General features: G+C 73.8%; 12 protein-coding genes. 4 read left to right on the top strand and 8 right to left on the bottom strand.

Features of this window, described 5'->3' with window-relative positions; translation table 11 throughout:
• Positions 1–147: 147 nt before the first annotated feature.
• On the top strand, positions 148–435 hold the full coding sequence (locus DDJ31_RS23320; RefSeq protein ID WP_127178431.1) for a chorismate mutase: 288 nt from the start codon (positions 148–150) through the stop codon (positions 433–435).
• A 574-nt stretch (positions 436–1,009) separates the two neighbouring features.
• On the opposite strand, the gene DDJ31_RS23315 is transcribed toward DDJ31_RS23320, so the two are convergent.
• A complete protein-coding gene (locus DDJ31_RS23315; RefSeq protein ID WP_127178432.1) occupies positions 1,010–2,155 on the bottom strand; it encodes a hypothetical protein in 1,146 nt (381 codons plus the stop codon).
• Between the two features lie 255 nt (positions 2,156–2,410).
• On the opposite strand from DDJ31_RS23315, the gene DDJ31_RS23310 reads away from it, so the two are divergent.
• On the top strand, positions 2,411–3,430 hold the full coding sequence (locus DDJ31_RS23310; protein WP_127178433.1) for a cell wall protein: 1,020 nt from the start codon (positions 2,411–2,413) through the stop codon (positions 3,428–3,430).
• 94 nt (positions 3,431–3,524) lie between these two features.
• Here the strand turns inward: DDJ31_RS23310 and DDJ31_RS23305 are convergent, their stop codons facing one another.
• Both DDJ31_RS23305 and DDJ31_RS23300 read right to left on the bottom strand, forming a co-directional pair.
• Entirely contained in the window at positions 3,525–5,303 is a 1,779-nt protein-coding gene (locus tag DDJ31_RS23305; RefSeq protein ID WP_127178434.1) for a GMC oxidoreductase, read from the bottom strand.
• A 71-nt stretch (positions 5,304–5,374) separates the two neighbouring features.
• Complete coding sequence (locus DDJ31_RS23300; RefSeq protein WP_127178435.1) at positions 5,375–6,988, bottom strand: succinic semialdehyde dehydrogenase; 1,614 nt, start codon at positions 6,986–6,988, stop codon at positions 5,375–5,377.
• Between the two features lie 275 nt (positions 6,989–7,263).
• Here DDJ31_RS23300 and DDJ31_RS23295 point away from each other — a divergent pair, with 275 nt between their 5' ends.
• Positions 7,264–9,279 (top strand): glycosyltransferase family A protein, encoded by a 2,016-nt coding sequence (locus tag DDJ31_RS23295; RefSeq protein WP_127178436.1) that lies wholly within the window; start codon positions 7,264–7,266, stop codon positions 9,277–9,279.
• Positions 9,280–9,289: 10 nt separating this feature from the next.
• Here the strand turns inward: DDJ31_RS23295 and DDJ31_RS23290 are convergent, their stop codons facing one another.
• The 5 genes from DDJ31_RS23290 to DDJ31_RS23270 all read right to left on the bottom strand — a co-directional run bounded on the left by DDJ31_RS23290 (position 9,290) and on the right by DDJ31_RS23270 (position 20,206).
• The gene (locus DDJ31_RS23290) at positions 9,290–10,909 is read right to left on the bottom strand and encodes a serine/threonine-protein kinase (protein WP_127178437.1); all 1,620 of its coding nucleotides are present in this window, start codon (positions 10,907–10,909) and stop codon (positions 9,290–9,292) included.
• A 90-nt stretch (positions 10,910–10,999) separates the two neighbouring features.
• A complete protein-coding gene (locus DDJ31_RS23285; RefSeq protein WP_127178438.1) occupies positions 11,000–12,562 on the bottom strand; it encodes a serine/threonine-protein kinase in 1,563 nt (520 codons plus the stop codon).
• Positions 12,563–12,630: 68 nt separating this feature from the next.
• A complete protein-coding gene (locus DDJ31_RS23280) occupies positions 12,631–14,337 on the bottom strand; it encodes a serine/threonine-protein kinase (RefSeq protein ID WP_127178439.1) in 1,707 nt (568 codons plus the stop codon).
• Positions 14,338–14,547: 210 nt separating this feature from the next.
• Positions 14,548–17,874, bottom strand: coding sequence for a protein kinase (locus tag DDJ31_RS23275; RefSeq protein ID WP_127182639.1), 3,327 nt, complete (start codon positions 17,872–17,874; stop codon positions 14,548–14,550).
• A 163-nt stretch (positions 17,875–18,037) separates the two neighbouring features.
• Positions 18,038–20,206 (bottom strand): serine/threonine-protein kinase, encoded by a 2,169-nt coding sequence (locus DDJ31_RS23270; RefSeq protein WP_127182640.1) that lies wholly within the window; start codon positions 20,204–20,206, stop codon positions 18,038–18,040.
• 225 nt (positions 20,207–20,431) lie between these two features.
• On the opposite strand from DDJ31_RS23270, the gene DDJ31_RS23265 reads away from it, so the two are divergent.
• Positions 20,432–21,478: a serine hydrolase domain-containing protein gene (locus tag DDJ31_RS23265; protein ID WP_127178440.1), complete on the top strand. Its 1,047-nt coding sequence runs from the start codon at positions 20,432–20,434 to the stop codon at positions 21,476–21,478.
• Positions 21,479–21,504: the final 26 nt, after the last annotated feature.

Raw genomic sequence — 21,504 nt, 5'->3', positions numbered from 1 at the left:
TGCCATGGTCGTCCTGCTTGAGCTGAACGCCGAGCGACTTCCCAGGCGCCCCGGGCCGACAAGGCCCGGGGCGTCTGTCGTTCTCCGGGTCACTCGTCCCGGGGCTCCCTGTCAGCCGTCCCGCCCTCACGACACAGGAGCCCCGACATGACCCTCACCACAGCGGAGAAGACCGGCGCCCGCACCCCCGAGGCCGCCGATGTGATCACCGGCGCCCGGGAGCGCGTCGACGCCCTCGACGACCGGATCATCGGGCTGATCCAGGAGCGGATGGCGGTCTCGGCCGTGATCCAGGACGCGCGGATCGCCTCCGGTGGCCGGCGGGTCAGCCTGTCCCGCGAGATGGAGGTGCTCGGCCACTACAGCGACGCCCTCGGCAGGCCGGGCACCCCGCTCGCGATGACGCTGCTCGAGCTGTGCCGGGGTCGTATCTGAGTTCGGGCGCCGTCTCACCCGTACGGCGCGTGACCGCCTCGGGAACCGCTTCGTTGGTCCCGTTGTCCGTGCCATCCAGGGGCGGCCCGAAAGATCCACGCGTGGCTCGCTGGGGCGATGAGACACATGGAACGTGCCGTGTGTCGTGGGACCTCGCTCCAGGGTTGTGACCGGACGGCAGGGGACAGCAGCCCGGTCACTCAAGAGAACGGCCGGTTCCGGGGACGCCCGGGGCCGGCCGCCGGAACTCCACCCGCGCGCGACCCCGGGCCGGACCGCCGCGGAGGCCGGACCCCTCGGACACGACGCGTCCTGAGCCCCATGTCCCGTCCCGCCGCGTCGTGCCGATGTGACACCCCTCCGTACCGTCGAAGGCCCGTGGCCGCCGTCCGCACAGCGGCGCGGAACTCTCGGCCGGTTCATCCGGTTCATCCGGTTCATCCGTTCGACCCGAACAAGCGGCGCAACCCCCCGGCGCCGCTTCCCCCTGGCACCGGCGTTGCCCTGACGCCGGTGCCGACGCAGAGGGGCCCCGCGGCGCACGTCCCGCGGGGCCCCTCTCCCGTCCCCCGGTTCAGGTGCGGCTGAGGGTGCCGCAGGCGTGGCCGTCCTTGCCGATCTCGCGGCTGCGGTCGTAGGGGTCGATCGCCCGGCCGCTCGGGGTGGCGCCCGCCGGACTTCCGTTCCGGGACGGGAACTCGGGGTGCAGATAGCCGTCGTGGACGTCGCAGGTCGAGTTGCCCGCATCCTCGTCGTAGCGGAGCAGGGTGAGCAGGCCGGGGGTGGCCCGGTAGCGCTCGGGGTCGGGGAACTCGGCTTCGATGACGCGGCGGACGATGGTGCGGGTGACCTCGGTGGAGCCGTCGGAGCGGACCACCGGGTAGACGAAGGTGTAGTCGGCGCGCACCCGGACGCCCCCGAACTCGCCCTTGCCTACGGTGGTCCGGCCGCGGGTCTTGATGACGTCGCCGACCAGCCGCACCTCGTCGGGGTCGAAGCGGCTGATGAGGGAGACCGGGTCGTGGGCCTCGCTGGGTGAACGCAGCCCGGCCTTCAGGCCGTCGAGGAGATCCGGCTGCTCGGGGTCGAGCACGGAGAGCGCGGCCTTCGGGTGGCCGCCCGCCACCACCGCGGGGTTCAGGTTGGCGTCGACGAGCAGCTTCCTGGTCTGTTCCAGGGCGAGTTGGACCGTCTCGGCGGGGACGTCGCCGACGGCGGTGGCCTTCGGCAGGACGATGCCGGCCGCGCCGTCGGCCCAGCGCCGTGCCGGTGATCCGGCGAACGGGCGGTCCAGGGTGGGGAGTTCGAGGGACTCCGGGCCGGGCGCGGCGGTCGGGGCGGCGGTCTCGGCGGGCAGTTCGGCGGCGGCCTCGGTCCCGCCGCCTGCTCCGAAGGGGTCGCCGGGGATCAGCGACGGCCTCATCGCGACGACGGCCACGACGAGGGCGAGCGGCACGCCGAGGAGCGTCCACCGCCTGCGGCGGCGGGTGGCCCGTCTGTCCGGTTCCCACCGGTCGGGCCCGGTCCGCCGGCCCTCGGGCCGCGTCGCCTGGCCCGACTTCAGGCGCGCGGCGACCTCGCGGGCGCGTGCGGAGGGCTCCTTGGGCACGGAGGCGCCGCTGCCCTGTTCGCTGTCGCGGACGAACCGCTCCCACTCCTCGTCGGGTATCGAGGACGTGGGTTCGTCCTCCGGTGACCGTTCAAACCGTCTGTCAGACATGCCGCTCTCCCCCTGGGACCGCTGGACCGACCGTGAGGATAACCATGCTCATGGCGACTTCGGCGCGGCGGTCGCCGAGTGGCCGCCGGGCGGGAACGCGGGGGCCGCCGGACGGCATGTGTGCAGGTGCGACGCACGTCACATAGAGGTTCTGTGAAGGTGAGGGCAACCCTTCACAGGTTCGGACGGTCACACCACTGAGATCAACAGTTGTCACCAGCCACAGCACGTGGCACCGAAAGCCCGGGGGGCTTCATGAGAATCCGTCGTGCCATGGGAGTGGCCGCCGCCACCGCCGTCATCGCACCGCTGGCCCTGCTGTCCGCGCCGGCCGCCTTCGCGGACGACGACCCGTCGCAGTCGCCGTCGCCCACGGTCAGCGAGTCCGTGTCCGAGGAGCCGACGGAGGTCCCCACCACCGACCCGGCCTCGCCGTCCGCGTCCGAGACCGGGCTGCCGAGCGAGTCGCCCGCCCCCAGCGACTCGGTGACCTCGTCGCCGTCCGCCAGCGCCTCGCCGAGCGAGTCGACCGGACCCGGGCCGTCGGAGTCCCCCGAGCCGACCTCGCCCGACGTCCCCTTCTGCGAGGACATCGACGAGGACTTCTCGGGTGCCAGGGTGTCCGCGGACATCAAGGGGCTGCCCGGCAAGATCGTCGCGGGTGACGGTTTCCACGCCTTCGAGCTGTTCGTCACCAACGAGTCCGAGACCACCGTCGACGGCGTCGCGTTCTACGCCGAGATCGAGAACTACGAGCTGGACGAGGCGAAGTTCCTCAGCCCGTACGTCGACCTGGAGTTCAAGAACCCGCAGTCCGGTTCGTGGGAGCGGATCGGCAACGACGAGTGGTCCGGCGACTACTTCTTCTACGTCGACAAGCTGAAGTCGGGTGCCACCAAGTCCGTCAGCCTGCGGGTCGCCATCGACGCCAAGGCCCCGGCCGGTGACGCCTACTCCTTCGGCTCCGGCGCCTACCTCGACAAGGTCGACGGACAGGATTGCATCGCCGAGGGCTGGGCGCAGTACGACTTCGAGGTGCTGAAGTCCGGTGCCGCCAACCCCGAGCCGGGCACCGCGACCCCGGACGACGGCGGTGACAAGGGCTCGGTGAAGCGGCCGCAGGGTGACGTCTCCGCGCTGCCGACCGGCAGCCTCGCCGAGACCGGCGCCGGTTCCGCGCTGCCGATGATCGGCCTGCTGGGCGGCGTCGCGGTGGTCGCCGGTGCCGGCGCGGTCCTCACCGTGCGGCGCCGCAAGGGCTCGGCCGTCGCGTAACGCGCCCGGCGGGAGATGACCGCCACCCGGGAGAAGGACCCGCGTTCGGAGGGGAACGCGGGTCCTTCTCTCTGTCACTGTCGCCGGGAGCCGGTCACTTCTTCGGCGGGACCGCCGGTATCCCGAGGAACGGCAGCCGCAGCGCGCCGAACGCCTCCGCCGGGACCACCGGCGCGGCGGGCTTGACCGGGGCGAGGCGCCGGTACTGCTCGCCCTGCGCGGGACGCGGGTCGGGCTCGCCCTTGTTGGGCCAGTACGACATCGCCCGCTCGGCCTGCGCGGTGATGGTCAGGGACGGGTTGACGCCCAGGTTGGCGGAGACCGCGGAGCCGTCCACGACGGAGATCCCGGGGTGGCCGTAGAGCCGGTGGTAGGGGTCGATGACCCCGCTCTCGCGGGACGCGCCGATCGGGCAGCCGCCGAGGAAGTGCGCGGTGAGCGGGGTGCCCATCAGTTCGCCGACGTTGGAGCCCGCGAAGCCGTTGATCTCGGCGGCTATCGCGGCGGCGCCCTCCGAAGCGGCCCTGATCTGCTTGGGGTTGGGGGCGCCGTGGCCCTGCCGGGCGGTGAGCAGCCCCTTGCCGACGCCGTCCGGTTTCAGGTACGTCGTCAGGGAGTTGTCCAGGGACTGCATGACCAGGCCGATGATGGTCCGCTCCGACCAGCGCCGGTTGGAGAGCGAACGCAGCACCAGCAGAGGGTGCCTGACGGACTCGCGCAGCCAGGCGAGCACCCTCGACGAGCCCTCGACATAGGGGACTTGGAGGATGGAGAGGCCGCCCATCGAGTTGGAGCCCTTGCCGTAGCGGACCGGTTCGATGTGGGTGTCGGCGTCCGGGTGGATCGACGAGGTGATGGCGACGCCGCGGGTGAAGTCGACCTTGGCCTGTCCGGTCGCCCTGCGGTAGCGCCGGTCGTCGGTCTGCGCGCCGACCAGCGCCTCCGAGTTGGTGCGGGTCAGTTCGCCCAACTTGTTGGAGAGGTAAGGCAGTTGGCCGCCCGCTTTCATGCGGTGCAGCAGGGTCTGGGTGCCGTAGGTGCCGGCCGCGAGGACCACCCGGCGGGCGGTGAGGGTGCGGCCCCTCGCCCTGCGGCGGCCGTCGGTGGGCAGGGTGGCGACGGCGTACCCGCCCCGCGAGTCGTCGGTGACCGAGACCACCGTCGTCATGGGGTGGACGACCGCGCCCGCCTTCTCGGCGAGGTGCAGGTAGTTCTCGTTGAGGGTGTTCTTCGCGCCGTGCCGGCAGCCGGTCATGCACTCGCCGCACTCGGTGCACGCCGTGCGGTCGGGTCCCGCGCCGCCGAAGTACGGGTCGGGGACCCGCTCGCCCGGACGCACCCCGGGTGAGCCGCCGGCGTCCTGGCCGTCGCCGAAGAAGACGCCGACCGGCGCCATGTGGAAGGTGTCGCCGACGCCCATCCGCTGGGCGGCGGCCTTCAGATGGACGTCGGAGGGGGTCATCGTCGGGTTGAGCCGGACGCCGAGCATCCGCCGCGCCTGGTCGTAGTACGGCGTCAACTCCGCGTGCCAGTCGGTGATGTCGCGCCACTGCGGGTCGTCGAAGAACGGCTTCGGCGGCTCGTAGAGGGTGTTGGCGTAGTTGAGGGAACCACCGCCGACGCCCGCGCCGGCCAGCACCATGACGTTGCCCAGCAGATGGATGCGCTGGATGCCGTACATGCCGAGCTTCGGCGCCCAGAGGTAGTTCCTCAGGTCCCAGGAGTTCTTCGGCAGCGACTCCCGGGTGAAGCGGCGGCCGGCCTCCAGGACACCGACGCGGTAGCCCTTCTCCGTCAGGCGCAGCGCGGTCACGCTGCCGCCGAAGCCCGAGCCGACGACGATGACGTCGTAGTCGTAGGTGTCCTTGGGCACGTGTGCTCCTCGTCGAGTGTCCGTGCGGACGGTCGGTGGGCGCGGGCGGGTCACCGCGCCCCGGGGCGTGGCTACTTGAAGCGCAGGGCCTTCATCACCCGCAGGGAGCGGCTCATGAACCGCGCGTACTGCTCGTCGTCCATGCCGAGCGACGGCGCCATCGGCAGCAGCCGCTGCTGGGCGACCGTCTGGGCCTCGGTGTACTTGAGGATGCCCTCGGAGCCGTGCCGCCGGCCGAGGCCGGAGTCCTTCATGCCGCCCATCGGGGACTGGACGCTGCCGTAGGCGGGCGCGTAGCCCTCGTTGACGTTGACCGTGCCGGTGCGCAGCCGGGCCGCGACGGCGGCACCGCGCCGGGCGTTCTTCGTCCACACAGATGAATTGAGTCCGTACGGCGTGGAGTTGGCGTGCTCGACGGCCTCGTCCTCGGTGCCGAAGCGGTAGATCGAGACGACCGGTCCGAAGGTCTCCTCGGTGCAGACGGCCATCGCGTCCTCGACGCCGTCGAGGATGGTCGGCTCGAAGAAGTACGGGCCGATGTCCGGGCGGGCCATCCCGCCGGTGACGACCGTGGCGCCCTTCGCGACGGCCTCCTCGACGTGCCGGGTGACGGTCTCCAGTTGGCGTGCGCCGACCAGCGAGCCCATGTCGGCGCCGTAGGCGAGGGAGCGGCCGAGGCGCATCGCCCGGGTGCGGGCGGCGAAGCGGTCGAGGAAGGCGTCCGCGACCGCCTCGTGGACGTACAACCGCTCGATGGAGATGCAGAGTTGACCGGCGGAGGAGAAGCAGGCCCGGACCGCGCCGGCCGCCGCCTTCTCGATGTCGGCGTCCTCGAGGACCACCATGGCGTTCTTGCCGCCGAGTTCGAGGGAGACGCCGACCAGCCGGGCCGCCGCGCCCTGTGCGACCTCGCGGCCGGTGCGGGTGGAGCCGGTGAACGAGACGTAGTCGGCGTGCCTGACCACCTCGGGTCCGACGACGGGTCCGGCGCCGAGGACGACCTGGAAGACGTCGGCGGGCAGCCCCGCCTCGATGAGCAGGTCGCGCGCCCACAGGGCGGTCAGGCAGGTCTCGGTGTCGGGCTTCATGACGACCGCGTTGCCCGCGACGAACGCCGGGAGCGCGTCGCCGACGGACAGCTCCAGCGGGTAGTTCCAGGGCGCGATCTGGCCGACGACCCCGCGCGGGTGGCGCAGCTCGGTGACCTTGGTGAGGGCCGGGATCGCGCCGGTGTGCCGCTTGGGCCGCAGATAGGCGGGCGCCTTGCGGCCGTAGTGGCGGGCCGCGACGGCGACGGCCTGGACCTCCTCGTGGGCGTGCAGCCGGGCCTTGCCGGTCTCCAGCTGGATGAGGTCGAGGACCTCGGCCTGGCGGGCGAGGACCAGATCGTGGAACCGCAGCAGGACGGCCGCGCGCCGGGCCACCGGGGTGCGCTCCCAGACGGACTGCGCCCGGCGGGCCGCCTCGAAGGCGCGCTCGACGTCCTCGGGCGTCGACTCCGGCAGGTCGGCGAGCTTCTCCCCGGTGAAGGGGGTGTGGTTGGCGGTCCGCCCGGAGCCGACCACGCCCTTGGTGAGCTGGGCGATCAGCTCGGGGGTGACCACGTCGGCGGCGGTGCGGGCGCCCTCGGGTGCGGGGGCGAGGGGGTTGGTGCCGGTCAGTTCCGGGGCCTGCGAGTCCGTCATGACGGGCAGGTTATGCCGGGACGGAGGCTTTGGGTACCCGTCGGTAACGCGGCTTCACCGACCGCTCACACGCCGCCAGTGGCCACTGGCAACGAACCCCCTGATCAGCGCGTTGTCCGGGGGCCGCGGACCCTGGACAACCGATCTGTCACGAACCGAAAAAGAAAGAGCGAAAGAAAAAAGGAACACATTCTTTCATTATCGGTAAATGGCGGGGTGAATATCGGCCGCGTGATACGTTCGCGATTCCCCGCGATCATCTGGAGAGCGCGACCATGCCCGGCCCCACCGTTTCGGTGATTATCGCCGCGTACAACGCGATGCCTTATCTGACGCGTTGTGTCACCTCCGTGGCCGAACAGACCATCGGCCGGGAAACGCTTGAGGTCATCGTCGTGGACGACGGTTCGACCGACGGCACCGCCGCCGAACTGGAACGGCTGAACGCCCTCTATCCGGATCTCCTGCGGATCTTCAGGCAACCGAACTCGGGCGGCCCGTCCGCCCCCCGCAACCTCGGCCTCGACCACGCGCGCGGCCGGTTCGTCTTCTTCCTCGACGCCGACGACCACCTCGGCCCCGAGGCCCTGGAACGCATGGTCCACGCCGCCGAACGCAATTCCACCGACATTGTCCTCGGCCGGACGGTCGGCGTCGGCGGACGCGGCGCCCCCGCATCGATGTACGACAGGAACCAGCCCCGCACCGACGTCTTCTCGTCCCGCGTGTGGTGGACCCTCAATCCGATGAAACTGTTCCGCCGCGCATTGCTGGAGGAACACGCCCTGCGCTTCCCGACCGATCTGCCGATCGGCGAGGACCAGGTGTTCGTCGGCGCCGCCTATCTGCACGCCGACGGCATCTCCGTCGTCGCCGACTACGACTGCCTCTTCTGGGTGCTGCGCGCCGACGGCGGCAACATCACCCGCCGGATGAAGGGCTCCGAGCTGCGGGTACGGTTCCTGCCGCGCGTCGTCGACCTGCTCCTCGAACACGTCCCGGCGGGCCCCGGACGCGACCACCTCGCCCACCGGCACCTCACCGTCGACGTCCGGAACATCGTCGTCGGGCAGCTGGTCCACGAACCGCGCGCCACCCAGCAGAAGATGCTCGCCCAACTCGCCGACGCCATCGCGCCCTTGCTGCACGAGGGCATGGACCAGCGGCTCTCCGCGATGGCCCGGCTGCGCCTGCACCTGGTGCGCCACCGCATGCTCGACGAACTGATCGCCCTCGTCGCCTTCGAACGGGACCTCGAAGAGAGCGGCGCCGCCACCCCGCTCCTCGTCGAGAACGGCCGCGCCTACGCCCGCTACCCCTTCCTGCGCGACCCCGCCCGTCCGGTCCCCGACCACTGCTACGACGTCACCGACCGGTTGGCCGTCCGCCACCACGTCAGCCGCGCCGAACTCAGCGGCCCCACCCTCCACTTGGCCGGGCACGCCCATCTGCACCGGGTCCCCACCCATGACGTCGGCACCGAACTGGTGCTGCGGGAGCGGGACTCGGGGGTGGAGCACCGGCTGCCGGTCACCCACACCGCGACCCCCGGGCTCGGCGCCGACGAGGACCAGGGCCGATTCGCCTACGAGCGGGCCGGGTTCACCGCCCGCGTCGACATCGCCACCGCGGCCGGCGGCGCGCCCCTCGGCGACGGCCTGTGGGACGTGTCCCTCGCGGTCGGCGCCCAGGGCCTCAGCCGGGAGACCCGGATCGGCCGGGTCCGCGCGGGCGAGGTGTCCGGCGCCACCCGCACCCACGTCGTCACCGCCGACGGCGGCCTGCGCGCCGTCACCCTCTACACCACGAGGCCGCACGGCAACTTCACCCTCGACCTGGGCGAACGCAAACACACCGTGCTCTCCCACCTCACCGTCGACGGCATCCGCTGGGCCGCAGGCGCGCCCGTCCCCGAGCTGGAGATCAACGGGCTGTGCACGCTGGCCGGGTATCCCGAGGGCGCCCTGCGGGTGGTCCTCGACGACGGCCGGGGCGCCACCGCCGCCTTCGCCGCCCGGCGCGACGGTGACGTCGGGTTCGTCGTTCGCGTTCCCGTCACCGGACTGGCGGCCGGGGTGTGGGGCGGCGAACTGCGGCTCGGCGGCTGGGCGTTGCCGCTGCCGCCGCTGCCCGCGGGGCTGCCGCCCGCCCGCTGGCGCCGGCACGGCCTGCCCCGGTACGCGAAACCGGCGCCGGGCGGCGCGGGCCGGCGGCGGTTCGCGCTGCGGGTGGCCCGCACCGCGCTGCTGCGGGCGCTGCTGCGCCGCCTGCGACGCCCCCGCCGCCGGTGACACACCGCCGTCAGAGGCCGCGGACGTCCCAGTTCGCCAGGGCCGTCGTGGCGATCGCGCGGCCCTCCTCGGTGAAGTAGCCGGTGCCCGGGTAGTCGATCCAGATCCCGTACATGTCGCCGTTGCCCGCGCGGTAGTAGAGGGCCCGCGCCTCGCGCGGGCGGGGGGTCGTGGAGGAGGCGGTGGTGTACCTGATGGTGTTCTCCCCGGCGTCCCGGTCCCGGTATCTCGCGCCCTGCGGCTTGCCCACCGGGGCCGGTTTCGCGGCGATGTCCCAGCTGTAGCGGCCGCCCTTGACCGTGGCCCACTCCTCGACGGCCTTCTCCAGCGCGGTGCCGGGGATCTCGTCGTTCTTGTCCTCGGCCTTGATGTCGCGGTCGACGCGGATCCAGACGGCCCCGCTCGGGTCGCTGAACAGGGCGTCGGTGCCGTCGGAGTCGGGGATCTCCTCCTTGGTGAAGGCGGTGGGCACGGCGAGCGACATCCCGGTGCGGGCGCCGAGGGCACGCTCCGTCCAGCCGTCGGGCAGCGGCCCCGCGAACGGGTCGGCCACCACCAGGTACCCGACCAGCGCCGCCGCGACGACCGCGGCGCCGACCGCCGTCCACGCCCCGCGCCCCAGCCGGACGCCCCGGGTCACCACCCGGACCTCCTGGGTGGGCACCGGCGCCGGCGGGTGCGCGGCCTGGGTGAGCAGCGCCCTCACCCGGGCCGCGTCCGGGCGGTGCGCCGGGTCCTTCCTGAGCAGCCCGTCGATCGCCTCGGCCAGCGGGCCCGCCGCGCCCGCGGGCGGCGCGGGCGCGGCGTTGAGGACCGACTGGAGGGTGGCCGGGGTGTTGCTGCGGCGGAACGGCGAGACGCCCTCCGTCGCCGCGTAGAGCACCACGCCGAGCGACCACAGGTCGGAGGCGGGTCCCGGGCGGCGGCCGAGGACCCGCTCGGGGGCGATGTACTCGGGCGAGCCGACGAAGCCGCCGGTGTCGGTCAGATCGGTCTCGCCCTCGATCTGCGCGATGCCGAAGTCGGTGAGGACGACCCGGCCGTGCCGGCCGAGCAGGACGTTGTCCGGTTTCACGTCCCGGTGCAGGATGCCCGCCGCGTGCGCCGCCTCCAGCGCGCCGAGGACGTCGAGGCCGATGCGTGCCGCCTCGCGCGCCTCCAGGGTGCCTTCCTGGAGCACGCTGCCCAGCGAGCGGCCCCGCACCAGCTCCATGACGATCCACGGCCGCCCGTCGACGACGGCCACGTCATGGACGCCGACCACCGCGGGATGGTCGAGGCGAGCCGCGGCGCGGGCCTCGCGGCGCATCCGCTCGTAGGCGTTGGACCGTTCCCGTTCGGGAAGGTTCTCGGGGACGCGGGGCTCCTTCACGGCGACCTCGCGGTCCACCGTCTCGTCCTGGGCCCGCCACACCGTGCCCATGCCGCCGTGCCCGAGCCGGTCCAACAGCCGGTAACGGCCGCCGATCAGCCGCCCGGAACCGGGATCAGCCGACCCCCCTCGGGCCGCTGGAGGCGCCGCGGCCGGCTGGGCGGGCACCGGTACGGCGGCCGGCCCACCGGGTGGTTGCAGAGCGAAACTCGTCGGCTCGTCCGACTGCCCTCTCGGGGCTCCCCCGTCGCTGTTCATGGACCATCCATACCGCGCCGGGCGCCGCGGCAGCCACCAGGGGCGGCCCCCGGTCACAGACCCGTGACGCGGGACACCACCTATCGCCCGTTATGTGCGGGTGAAGGTGTCCACGGCGACATCGAAGTACTCCTTGGCCTCGCGCACCCGCCCGACCGGCGCCGACACCCACACCTCGTAGAGCCGGCCGCCCTCCTCCCAGCACAGGTCCCAGGTGTGCCGGGCGCCCCCGGCCGCGCGGGAGCCGTCCCAGGTGAACTCCCGGAGCGCGGCGGGCGATCCGTGCCGGACGGTCGCCGTGACCCGGCCGTCGCGGTACCCGGGGTGGGTGGCGGGGCCCGCGTCCGCCGCCCGCCGCTGCGCGTCGAGCGGGCCGCCGCGCCGCGACGGGGTGACCTTGACGCCGATCCTGAAGGTCTCCCCCGACGGCCGGTAGAGGACGCCCTCGTCCTGCGGCTCGCGGGTGAAGCCCTCGGGCACCGCGAGGGAGAACCCGGCGGGGTCGTCGGCGACCCGGTAGCCGGACGGCGCCGGGCCGCCGCCCGAGGGGGTGCGCGCGCCCGGCGCCGCACCGCTCATGGAGGCCGTCGTGACCGCCGTCGACGTCATGGCGCTCGGGCCGCCGCCCGAACCGCCGCCCCGGTGGCCCTCGTTGACGAGCAGGGCCGCCGCCGAGACGCCCGCTCCCGCCATCGCGGCGACCAGCAGCGCGGTCACCAGGACCCGCCGCTCCGAACGGGCCGCCTCCCGCGCGGCGGCCAGCGCGTGCGCGGGTGACAGCGAGGGGCCGTGCTCGGGTGGCAGGGCGGGGGTGCGGCCGGTGTCGAGGTAGACGCGGAGCATCTCCTGGGCCAGGTCCGCGCCCAGCCGCCGTCCCGGGTCGCGCTCCAACAGGCCCCGCACGACCGGCAGCAGCGGGGCGGCCTGCGCGGGCGGGTGGATCTCGGCCGTCACCACGGCGTGCAGGACACCGCCCAACGAGTCGCGTCTGAAGGGGGATTCGCCGCTCAGCGCGGTGCAGAGCAGCGCGCCGAGCGACCACAGGTCGGACTCGGGTCCGGTGTGCGCGCCCGACATCCGTTCGGGCGCGGTGTACTCGGGCGAGCCGACGAACGCGCCGCGCTCGGTGAGCGTGGGCGCCCCCGCGACCTGCGCGATGCCGAAATCGGTGAGGACCACGCGGTCGGCGTCCCCGTCCAGCAGGACGTTGGCGGGTTTGAGGTCGCGGTGCAGCACGCCGGCCGCGTGGGCGGTGGCGAGCGCGCCGAGCAGCGCGATGCCGATCCGGGCGGCCTCGGGGGCGTCGACGGGACCGCGGGCCGCGATCCGGTCGGCGAGCGTGCCGCCTTCGAGCAACTCCATGACCAGGTAAGGGCGTTCGCCGTCCTCGACGACGTCGTGGACGACGACGATATGCGGGTGGCGCAGCCGCGCGACCGCGCGGGCCTCGCGCAGCGCGCGGTCCCGCAGCCTGCGGCCCTCCTCGGCGGGGACCGAGTCGCCGAGTTCGAGGGGGATCTCCTTGACGGCCACCTCGCGGCCGAGCAGATCGTCGTAGGCCCGCCACACGACGCCCATGCCACCGTGTCCGAGCCGTGCCCGCAGCCGGTAACGGCCCGCGATGACCCGGCCGTGGTCCCTCTCGGTCCCCATACGCCCCATGATGCCGTACCGGACGAACCGGCTCCGGGACGCCGACCGGCCAAAACGCGACAGCCGTGTCAGGAGCCGGACGTCTCCTGCCAGCCGCGCAGGATCGAGGTGAACTGCTGTGCGGCCGTCGTCCAGTCGGCGGCGGGCGCGGAGACGTAGAGCGCGTACTCGTGCCCGGCCCGCGACATGTACGTCTCCTCGACGGCCCGGCGCGGACCGGGGAACGGCGTGTCCTTGGCCTGCGCGCTCCAGGTGTACTCCCACAGCGAGCCGGGCCGGTCGCGGTAGGTGTTCTTCTCCAGCTTCACCCGCTGGTAGTCGACCAGCCGCCGCAACTGCTGCTCCAGGTCGAGCTGGTGCGCGTACGCGTCGTTGAAGTCCGGTGAGGCGTCGATGGCGACCCGGACGAAGTGCTCGCCGCCGTCGGGCGTGTAGTCGACCTGCCGCAGATCGCCGTTGACGCCGACGACCTGCCGCTCGTAGCCCGCGGGCAGGTAGATGCTGAAGCCCCAGGGGTCGTCGTAGCGCTTCCAGTCGGACGGCACGTCGCCGGCCGGGTCGGTGCTCGCGGACGGCGACGCCGAGGCCGCCGGGTCCTTCGCCGCGTCCGTACCGGTGGTGTCGTGCCGTCGGCTCTGGTCCCACTGCTGGAGCACCACGACCGTGCCGCCCGCGACGACCATCGCGAGGGCGATCGAGAGCAGGACGGCACGCAGCCTGCGGCGCCTGGGCGCGGGCGCGGCGGTGGCCTCGGGCGCGGCGACGGAGGTGGGACCGGCGGTGGGGCCGGGGCCCGCGGGTCCGGTGTGGCCGGTGTGGCCGGTGTGGCCGGTGTGGCCGACGGTCTGCGGCGGGTACGGCGTCGACTGGCCGGCGGTGCCCGGCGCGGTCGGCGCTGTGTTCGACTCCCGTTCGAGGGCGCCGTGCTGGGTCGACAAATACGCCTGGGCGTCCTGGGGGCGGCGGCCCTCGGCCGCCTCGGCGAGCAGCTGCTCGGTCTCGGCCGCGTCCGGGCGGGCCGCGGGGTCCTTGTGCAGCAGCGCGCTGATGACGGGTCCCAGCGCTCCCGCGTTGCGCGGCTCGGCGACCTGGTCCTCGACCACCGCCTGCATGGTGGAGAGCGGCGAGGTGCGGCGGAACGGCGACCTGCCCTCCACCGCCGTGTACAGCGTGGCGCCCAGCGCCCACAGGTCGGAGGACGGGCCGGGGTCCTGGCCGCGGACCCGCTCGGGCGCCAGGTAGTCGACCGAGCCGACGACCTCTCCGGTCCTGGTGATCGTCGAGTCGCCCTCGATCTGCGCTATGCCGAAGTCGGTGATGAGCACCCGGCCGTCGTGCCCGATCAGGACGTTGCCCGGCTTCACGTCCCGGTGCAGGACCCCGGCGGTGTGCGCGGCGCGCAGCGCCCGCAGCACCCACATGCCGATCCGGGCGGCCTCGGCGGGCTCGATGCGGCCGCGCTCCTTGACCGCGTCGGCCAGCGAGTACCCCTCGACCAGCTCCATCACGATCCAGGGCCGGCCGTCGTGCTCCAGCACGTCGTGCACGGTGACGACGGCGGAGTGGTTGATCCGCGCGGCGGCGCGCGCCTCGGACCTGGTGCGCTTGAGCAGCCGGTCGCGGTCGCCCTCGGAGACGTAGAGTGCGGCGGTCAACTCCTTGATCGCGACTGCCCGATGCAGCACTTCGTCATGAGCGCGCCATACGCGTCCCATGCCCCCGCTGCCGATCGACTCGACGAGCCGGTAGCGGCTCGCCACGAGCTGGCCCTGCATCTGATTCACGTCGCCCCGCAATGCTCTTGACAGGGCCAGACTAAGGACCGGCGGGCAGTCAGGGAACCAGGGGGGTCCCAAGGAGACAGCTCTGTGACGGTTGTCGCTTCCGGTCGGGAGTGGACAACCTTTCACCGACATCACGCACAGTCGATCAGCCGATTCGACTGGTGACGAGGCGTGTTGGGCCGGGACCGGGGGAAAACCGGGTCAGCCGGTCACTTCGTACGTCTGCGACGCCTGCTCGTACAGCCGCGTCACCTCGTCCCGTTCGGACTCGGGGCCGCGCACCTGCACCACGTGGTACCGCCCGGCGATCAGGATCGCGAGGTTGCGGACGTACAGATCGTGCCCGGAGTCGTCGGTCCAGGTGAACTGCCCCTCGGCCATGGTCCGTCCGCCGACCTGTATGGCCTTCAGACCGGTCGCGGTGGCCCAACTGGAGTCCCGGTAGGGCTGCAACTCCCGCTCGTCGTCGCGCTGGTAGTCCATCGGGTCGCCGCCGTAGGACTGCGCGCTGTCCCGCCCGGGGACGACGATCAGCTCGAAGTCGCCGTGCGAGTAGACCACTTGGCCACTCCCGTTCTTCGGCGTGCGGCTCCAGCCCTTCGCCACCGCGATCTGGAACCCGGTGGCGTCCTTGCGCAGCGTGAAGCCGGGCGCGGCGCCGTCGGTCTGCGTCTCGGTGGCACCGCCCGACCTGGACGGGCTCGGCCCGCCCTGCGGCGCGCTGCTCCCCGACGACGGCTCACCGCTCGCCGACGACCGGTCGGGCGCCGGGCTCACCTGCCCCGCGGCCCCGCTCCCGGCGCCCGGATCGGCGTCCTCCTGGCCCGCCTTCGGCATGAACATCATCGCGTACGCGACCGCACCGGCCAGCAGGAGCAGCACCAGCAGCAGCAAGGTGCGGCCCAGCCTGCGCGGCGAACCCTCCTCCTGCCTGCCCCGCTTGTGCCGGCCGTGCGCGGTGGTCGCGGGCAGTCCCGCCCGCCGCCTGCGCACCAGTTCGCCGCGCCTGCGCACCACCGGCAGCCTGCTGATGTCGACCGGCGGCGCGGCCACCAGGTGGACACCGGCGTCGGGTTCGGGCGCGGACCGCACCAACGAGCGCAGCCAGCCGCGCAGTTCCTCGAAGTCCAGCCGGTCGGTGGGGTCCTGACGCAGCAGCGACTCCACGACCGGCCGCAGCGGACCGCACTCCTCGGCGAAGGCGGGCGGCTCCGAGCAGACCATCTGCACCAGTTCGGCGGTGGACTCCTCCGGATACGGCGCGTGCCCCTGAACGGCCCGGTACAGCAGCGCGCCGAGCGCCCACAGGTCGGTCGCGGGCCCGATGGGCGCGGCCAGCTGCCAGTTCTCGTGCACGGGCACGGCCTGCTCGGGCGCCCACCGCTCGGTCACCGGACCGACGACGGCCATCCGGGCCTGCCGCGCCCGCTCGGCGGCCAGCGCGGTGGCGGGCCCGTGCCGGGGCGCGGGGACGGAACGGGAGATCAGGTCGTCCCAGCGCGACGGGGGGTGCGCGGCGCCGTCGGCCGCGGAGGGCGGGAGCGCGGGGGGGGCGTGCGAGGCGCCGGTCACCGCGGGCGTGCCGGGGCGGGGATCGGTGGGGCGGGGCTCGCCCGGGGGCTGTCCGGGGACACCGGAGGCGGGGGCCGCACCGAGGCCGGGCACGGGGGCGCCGGGGGCCTGGGGGACGCCGTAGCGGGGCGCGCCGGGGGCGGCGGGTGCGCCGGGGCGGGTGGGTGCGCCCGGTGAGGCGGGTGAGTCGGGTGGGTTGGGCGCGGGGCTGTCGCCGGGCGCGCCGGGAGGCCGGGCGCCCGCGCCGCCGCGCGGGGTCGCCCCGTGCCAGGAGCCGGGCCGCCCGCCCTGCGAACCGCCGACCCCGTACGGGTCGGTGACCCCGTACGGGTCCGTGACGCCGTGACGCTCGGTGACACCGTACGGATCGGCTATCTGTCCTGGCGCGTGTCCAGGGGACTGTCCGGGCGTGGCGGCCGCACCGCCGTCGCCGTCACCACGGCCGTCGCGGCGGCTGTCGGCGGGGGCGTAGGGGTGCGCGGAGACACCGTGGGAATTCGGTCCCGGTCCCGTACCCGGAGGCAGCGCCGCGCTGTCACCCGGCCGGCCGGGGGCGTAGGGCTGGGCGTACCCGTTGGGGCTGCCGGACCGGCCCTGCGGGTAGGGCTGGGCATGGCCGTTGGGACTGTCGGGCCTGCCGGGGCCGCCGTAGGGCTGGGCGTAGCCGTTGGGGCTGCCCGACCGACCAGGGCCGTAAGGCTGGGCGTACCCGTTGGAGTTGCCGGACTGGCCCTGCGCGTAGGGCTGCGGCGCACCACCGGCACCGTCCGCACCACCCGTCCCGCCGGGGGCGCCCGGCGCGTGGCCGGACGGGGGACTGTCCTCGTCGGGCGCCTGCCCGGCGCCGTAGGGCTGCGCCGCGCCGTACGGTCGGCCGCCCATGTCGTACGGCCGGCCGCTCGTGTCGCCCGTGCCGTACGGTCGGCCCGCCGCGTCGTGACGTCGATCGCCGTGGTCGGCGCCCCGGTCCGCGTCCTCGGGTGCGGGGCGGGCGCCCGGCAGGGCGGGGCGGCCCTGCTGCTGGGACTCCTGGACCCGGGCCGCGGCCCGCGCACCGGCCCGGTAGGCGGCGATCGCCCCGGCCCGTGCCGCCCTGATGTCGCCGCCGCTCTCCAACGCCTTGGGCACCGCAGTGCCCCCCGCCGCCGTGCCGCCCCCGGGCTCCGCGCCGGACGCCGGTGGCAGCCCGCCCGCCGTACGGGCGGCCATCGCGGCACGCCGGGCCGCCTCGGCGTCGTCGTCCGTGGCCCGGGGGTCCCGGACCGCGGGAGCCGACCCGCCGGGCGCCGCGCCGGGACCGTCGCCGTCACCGCCGCCGGGATCCTCGCCCGGCGGCGCCTCGGCCGGCGGCACCGGGTCGTAGCCGCAGAGCGCCTCCTCCGCCGCGCCGACCGCGAGGCCGGTCAGCATCACCCGGCCGTCGTCGCAGATGAGCACCGTGCGCGCGGTGACGTTGCGGTGGACCCAGCCGTGCGCGTGCAGCACCCGCAGCGCCATGAGGACGTCGGAGGCGACCTCCGCCGCCCGGTACGGCGTCAGCGGCTGCTCGGCGAGCAGCACGGACAGCGGTCGCGCCGGCACCGCCTCGCTCACTATCCACAGCGACCCGCCCTCGGCGAAGACGTCGAAGACCTGGTCGAGCCGTGGGTGGTCGGGGATCCGCGCCGCGGCCTGAGCGGCCTCGACCGCCCGGCGGACGGCGGGTTCGGCGGGCGGACGCGCGCCGCCGCGCGCGGGGCGACGCCCCCCGCGGTCACGGGCGGTGAACCCGTCGGGCAGCCCCTCCGCGTCGAGCACCTCGGCCTCGACGACCTCGGGCAACGGCACCTGCCGTACGAGCACTTCCTGCCCGCTGTAGGTGTCGAAGGCGCGGCTCTCGGTGAGTTCGTACTCGTCGGAGGGGGGCAGCGGCAGGCGGTAGCGGTCGGCGAGGACCCGTCCCGCGTACTCGTCCACGTTGCCTCCCCCGGCCGCTCGGTCGGTCACCTGCGTTCGCCTTGCGCCTGCTTCCGTACGCGTCGCTGGACGCGTACGGTCCGCAGACCTTCACGATACGTGCCGGAGGCAACGCGCAATGAGGGGATGCCAGATCTCGGGCCGCAAACCCGGCACCGTCAGGTCACGATGCGGGCTCGAACGTCTTCGCCAGCGTCGCCCAGGTGTCCTCACGCAGGTCCGTGTCCCACTTGGCGTCCTTCGCGGTGTACATCAGGGCATATCCGAGATGCCCGTTGACCACGAACCCCCGGTCGATCGTGTGGTACTTGGTGCCGCCCTCCACATAGGTGAACTCCCAGTCGGCCGCGTTCCAGCCCCGGTAGTCCACCTTCTCTATGTGGATGCGGTCGTACTGCGAGCGCACCATGTAGCGCTCCTGGCTCTTCCAGTCGGCGACCGGGTCGCCCTTCGGCGTGGACGTCCACGCGACGAGCAGCTTCTGCCCGTCGGGCCCGGTGAACCGGTCGCCCGCGCTGCTCGCCGTCTGGTACTTCCACCCGTCGGGCAGCCCGATCCGGTACCCCTGGCCGCCCTTGTACGTCGAGTCGACGGCGGTGCCGCCGTCATCTGAGCCGTCGGAGTCGTCGTCGGCATCGTCGGACTTGCCGGATTTGTCGGAGCCGGAAGCCGCGTCGTCCGAGGCGCCGTCGTCCGAGGCGCCACCGGAGCCGCCCTTGGCCGACGCGGACGCCGAGGAGCCCCCGTCGGTCCTGGTGTCGTCGTCCTTCTTGGTGCCCGAGCCCGCGCCGGAACCGGCGCTCGCGCTCGCCTGCGCCCCCGCGCCACCGCCCTTGGCGCCGTTCGCCTCGTCGTCACCGCCGCCGAGCGTGAACGCCAGCACCACGCCGATCACGGCCAGCACCACGATCACCGCGATGATCACCAGCGTCCGCTTCGGCACCACGTCGGTGAGCGGCGCTCTCGGCACCTGCCGCGGCGGCAGGTCCGGCGGCGTCATCACGGGCCACCCCGAACTCCGGCCGCCCGACTTCGCGTTCGCCCCGCCGGCCCCCGCGCCGCCCGCGGCTGCGGAGCCGCTGGAGGACGATGCCCCCGGCGGCCTGGACGGCCCCGGCACCGAGGGCTTCGACGCGGCAAGCGACTTGGTCGCGGCCACCGAACCCGTACGCGCGCCCGCGGCCCCCGCGCCGGACCCGGTCGCCGTACCGCCCGACGTCCCGGAGGCGGACCCGCCGCTCCCGGCACCCGTCGCGCCGTCGCCCGAACCGCCGTTCTCCTCGCCCGACTTGGCGCGCGTGGCCGCCGCACCCGCGGCACCCGCCGCCACGGCCGCCTTCCGCACCGAACGCAGCGCGCCGCGCAGCTTCTCCCCGGCCTCCTCGCCGCGCTTGCCGCCCGACCGCTCACCCGGCTGGGCCGGCAGCGGCACCACCCGGGTCGCGTCCAACGGCTCCGGCTCGGCCCGGCCGCGCTCGGGCGTGTGGATCACCGCGTTGAGCATCGCCCGCGCGCCCGCGTCGTCGAGCCGCTGCGCCGGGTCCTTGGTGAGCAGCCCGTAGATGACGTCCTTCAGCGGACCGGCGTTCTTCGGCTCCTCGAGCGGCTCGGTCATCACCGCGGTGAGCGTGGCGATCGCGGAACCCTTGTCGTACGGCGGGGCGCCCTCCACCGCCGCGTACAGCAGCCCGCCGAGCGACCACAGGTCGGCCGCGGGCCCCGGCTTGTGGCCGCGCGCCCGCTCCGGGGAGATGTAGGAGGGCGCACCGACCAGCATGCCCGTCGAGGTGATCGACGGGTCGCCCTCGACCTGGGCGATCCCGAAGTCGGTGAGCACGACCCGGTCGCTGCCGGACTCCAGCAGGACGTTCGACGGTTTCACGTCCCGGTGCAGGATGCCCTCACGGTGCGCCGAGCGCAGCACGTCGAGTATCGCGAGCCCGACCTGCGCGGCACGCCGCGGTTCGAGCAGGCCGTCCTCCCGGATGACCTCGGCGAGCGACTTGCCCTCGACGAGCTCCATCACGATCCACGGCCGGTCGTCCTCCTCGACGACGTCGAAGACCGTCACCGCGCTGTTGTTGCGGATCCGCGCGATCGCCTTGGCCTCGCGCAGCGTCCGGGTGATCAGCCGGCGCTTCTCCTCGTCGTCGATGTTGGTCGGGAACCGCAGCTCCTTCACGGCGACCGTGCGGCCCAGGGTCTCGTCCTCGGCCCGCCAGACGGTGCCCATGCCGCCGCGGCCGAGCACTTCTCCCAACCGGTACCGCCCGGCGAGGAGACGTTCGCTCTTGTCCTGACGGGATGTCCCCGCCCGCTCCGCCTCCGACATGCGTCCCCTCATGCAACCCGCCCTGACAGAGCCTTCATTGTCTCTCACTCGACAAGTGCCCAACGCCCAGGGTGCCTCTGACGACGTCCCAGGCTTCGCGTCGCGATCCCCGGCGCCCGCGAACAGCGGACCCCGCCCCGCGCACGCCGGGGTATCGAAACCGGGTACCCCCCGATCCGCCCCGGCACTCGCCCTGCATGATGGGCGCGGACAGGGAGGGGCGTGATGGCTTCGTTTCGGACACTGCTCACCCTGGCCATGGCGTGCGCCCTGCTCGCACTGGCCCCGACCGCCTCGTCCGCCCCGGCCCCGCCGGCCGCGGACGCCATCCTCCCGCTCCTCGTCACCCGGGGCGGCACCGCGCGCGCCGCGGCCCTGCTGGCCAGGGAGTCGACCGGCACGCGCTACGCCCACGCCGGGCAGGGCGTCACGCGCGCCGACCACTTCCGCGCCGGCAGCATCACGAAGACGTTCATCGCCACCGTCGTCCTGCAACTGGCCGACGAGCACCGGCTGTCGCTGTCCGACACCGTCGAGCGGTATCTGCCGGGACTGGTGCGCGGAGCGGGCAACGACGGCCGCGCGCTGACCCTGCGCGCCCTGCTCAACCACACCAGCGGGCTGCACGACTTCACCTCGGAGACCGGGGGCACGGTGCCCCTCACGCCTCGTCAGGCCGTCCGCCTGGCACTCACCCACCCTCCGGCCGGCCGGGGCCGCTTCTCGTACTCGAACACCAACTACGTGCTGCTCGGCATGGTGATCCGGGAGGTCACCGGTGACTCGTACGCCGCCGAGGCCGAGCGCCGCATCATCGCTCCGCTGGGTCTGACGGGCACCTCCTTCCCCGGCTCGCGTACCGATCTGCCTGCTCCGCACGGCCGCGCCTACTCCGCCGACGGCACCGACGTCACCGTCCTCGACCCGCGGGTGGCCGGAGCCGCGGGGGAGTTGGTGACCACCCTCGCCGACCTGGACCGCTTCTACGCGGCGCTGCTCGCCGGTGAGTTGCTGCCCGCGCGCCGGCTGCGCGAGATGCGGGACACCAGGACCGCACACGGCGCGTACGGCATGGGCCTGTTCCCGGTGCGGCTCCCGTGCGGGGTCACGGTGTGGGGGCACAACGGCCGGATCGCCGGCAGCTATGTGCGCACCGCGGCCACCGAGGACGGCCGCCGTGTCCTCACCTTCCGGGTGAACACGGACGCGATCGCCGACCCCGAACTCGAACCCCGGCTGCTCGCCGCCGAGTTCTGCCCTCGCACTCCGTAGGACGACCGGCGCCCGGACCGAGATCC

Origin of the sequence: Streptomyces griseoviridis, from assembly GCF_005222485.1 — a bacterium.
GTDB lineage: Bacteria > Actinomycetota > Actinomycetes > Streptomycetales > Streptomycetaceae > Streptomyces > Streptomyces hintoniae.
Note: the sequence above shows the minus strand (reverse complement) of the source record. Positions and strands in the feature narration are given on the sequence as shown.

Coding starts and splice junctions, on each gene's coding strand:
- DDJ31_RS23280 (WP_127178439.1), bottom strand. CDS start 14,337: ATGCAGGGCCAGCTCGTGGCGAGCCGCTACCGGCTCGTCGAGTCGATC.
- DDJ31_RS23265 (WP_127178440.1), top strand. CDS start 20,432: ATGGCTTCGTTTCGGACACTGCTCACCCTGGCCATGGCGTGCGCCCTG.
- DDJ31_RS23285 (WP_127178438.1), bottom strand. CDS start 12,562: ATGGGGACCGAGAGGGACCACGGCCGGGTCATCGCGGGCCGTTACCGG.
- DDJ31_RS23320 (WP_127178431.1), top strand. CDS start 148: ATGACCCTCACCACAGCGGAGAAGACCGGCGCCCGCACCCCCGAGGCC.
- DDJ31_RS23315 (WP_127178432.1), bottom strand. CDS start 2,155: ATGTCTGACAGACGGTTTGAACGGTCACCGGAGGACGAACCCACGTCC.
- DDJ31_RS23270 (WP_127182640.1), bottom strand. CDS start 20,206: ATGTCGGAGGCGGAGCGGGCGGGGACATCCCGTCAGGACAAGAGCGAA.
- DDJ31_RS23310 (WP_127178433.1), top strand. CDS start 2,411: ATGAGAATCCGTCGTGCCATGGGAGTGGCCGCCGCCACCGCCGTCATC.
- DDJ31_RS23300 (WP_127178435.1), bottom strand. CDS start 6,988: ATGACGGACTCGCAGGCCCCGGAACTGACCGGCACCAACCCCCTCGCC.
- DDJ31_RS23295 (WP_127178436.1), top strand. CDS start 7,264: ATGCCCGGCCCCACCGTTTCGGTGATTATCGCCGCGTACAACGCGATG.
- DDJ31_RS23290 (WP_127178437.1), bottom strand. CDS start 10,909: ATGAACAGCGACGGGGGAGCCCCGAGAGGGCAGTCGGACGAGCCGACG.